We start from the raw sequence: 1,959 nt of genomic DNA, 5'->3' as shown, positions 1-1,959 counted from the left end.
AATGATCGAAGGCTCCTTGCCACAGCGCTGGTAATCAAAAGGTTGCAACAGATCCCTATGCACTGGGCAATGTCTACGCGCTCATGCTCATCATTTATATCATCTGGTGGGGCTATTCGATCCTCAGCGGTCGCGAGACGATCTCTCCGATCGAGTCGGCATACCGCCTCGGTCGGGCGGTCGTCATCTATCTGCTGCTGAATGGATGGGGCACGTTCTCCGAGACGATCTACAAGCTGGTGCAAGCCGTGCCGAGCGAAATCGGCAAGATCATCGTCGGGGCAGTGTCGCGCGCGACCGGCAACCAGCTCTCGGATCAAGATGCGATCCCGGCCCTGATCGACAATCTCTACCGCGGTGCCCAGGATGTTGCCAATCAGGTCTACAGCGGCACATTTTACGATATATTCGGCGCGCTGCTTTCCACCATCGTGCTTCTGGCCGCCATCATCTTTTCGGCGCTTGCGATCGCGGCAATCATCGCAGCCAAGATCATGCTGTTCATCACTTTGGCGCTGGCGCCCGTCTGGATTGTACTTTGGCTCTACCGGTGGTCAACGCGGATGAGCGAGGGCTTCATTTCGCTGACCACCTATCTGATCATCCAGCAAATCCTCATCTACAGCTTCCTGGGCTTCTATTTTTCGCTGGTCAATCTTGCCTTGAACACTGCCACGTCGGGAGGCGCCAGCGTCGACAACAAGATGTCGATGGTCCTGCCGCTCGTCCTGGTCACGATCATCGGCATCTATGTGCTCATGCAGATCCCGGCGATCGCCTCGATCCTGAACGGCGGCGGCTATCTAAGCACAGTTGGCGCATACCGCTCCTATGGCAATGTGCCGGGCAATGTTGCCCGCTATTCCGGCGCGCGGTTTGTCGCAAACCGGTGGCAGCGGCTGAGGTCATCCCGCAGCAGCGAGGCGGCTCGATCATCGATTCAGCAAGCGGCGCGCGATAACGCGAGGCCACTGGCCTAGAAGCGCAGGCATCCGCCTGAGAAGTGCTGCTTGAGGCCGCAGTGGGAGCTTTGACGTGAGGCTAGAGTAAAGTGACAAAAATGCAGGCAAGCATCCCCGCCGAGACCGGCCAACTCGTTGACCAGCACTACTATCGGGCCGGCGCGACATGGGAGGACGATACGCACCGGTCTCTGAGACGCTCGCGCACGCTGGCCTGGCTCGTCAGCGGCGCTGCCAGTGTCGTTGCAGGCCTGTCATTGCTGACGCTCGTGCTTATCCTTCCGCTCAAGCAATTCGAGCCCTATGTGATCGAGGTCGACAAGACGACCGGATATCTCGAAGTTGCGCGCGCGCTCAAACCCGGCGATCTGTCGCAGAATGAGGCGGTCACGGCCGCCAATCTCGTCCGCTATATCCGCGCCCGCGAAATCTATGACGCGCGCGAGATCAAGCAGAACTACGATCTTGCGCAGCTTTATTCGACGGGAACGGCGGCCAGGGATTTGACTTGGGCTTACACGCCGTCCAACGCGCAATCCCTCGACAAGGTCTACGGGCGCAACGTCACCATTTCCGTCGACGTCAAGTCGGTGTCGCTGCTCAACAACACGACGGCGTCGGTGCGGTTTTCGACCACGACGCGTCGCGAGAACTCTTCCATGACCGACAATTGGGTGGCCGTGGTCAAGTTCCGCTACACGACGACGCCGATCAAAAACGAATGGCGCTTCGACAATCCGCTTGGCTTCCAGGTGATCGAATACCGTCGCGATCAGGAGTCCGCACCAACGGCTGGGAGCGCGCAATGAAGACCCACATTGGCGCAGCTCTCTCCCTGCTGATTTTGCTTGGCTCGACCAGCTACGCTGCCGCGCGCGACTATCGTATCCGCTACGTGCCTTTCGACAACGACAATGTGACGACGGTCAATGCTGCGCTCGGCGTCTCCACGATGATCGAGCTCAGCCCGTCCGAGGTGATCGAAACCGTTTCGGCC

General features: G+C 59.0%; 2 protein-coding genes and 1 pseudogene. All 3 read left to right on the top strand.

Translation table 11 applies throughout. The features are described from left to right. Nucleotides 1-83: 83 nt before the first annotated feature. Nucleotides 84-980 carry a type IV secretion system protein gene (locus EOC06_RS35905; RefSeq protein WP_128310023.1) on the top strand — a complete coding sequence of 299 codons (897 nt, stop codon included), beginning with the start codon at nt 84-86 and terminating at the stop codon, nt 978-980. Between the two features lie 80 nt (nt 981-1,060). Next, nucleotides 1,061-1,771, top strand: coding sequence for a virB8 family protein (locus EOC06_RS35900; RefSeq protein ID WP_128310024.1), 711 nt, complete (start codon nt 1,061-1,063; stop codon nt 1,769-1,771). Further along, nucleotides 1,768-1,959 (top strand): annotated as a pseudogene (locus EOC06_RS41085) (hypothetical protein); the annotation flags it as partial. The gene EOC06_RS35900 and the pseudogene EOC06_RS41085, both read left to right, overlap by 4 nt.

The sequence above is a fragment of the Mesorhizobium sp. M7A.F.Ca.MR.362.00.0.0 genome (genome assembly GCF_004023175.1).
In the GTDB taxonomy this organism is placed as follows: Bacteria; Pseudomonadota; Alphaproteobacteria; order Rhizobiales; family Rhizobiaceae; genus Mesorhizobium.
Note: the sequence above shows the minus strand (reverse complement) of the source record. Positions and strands in the feature narration are given on the sequence as shown.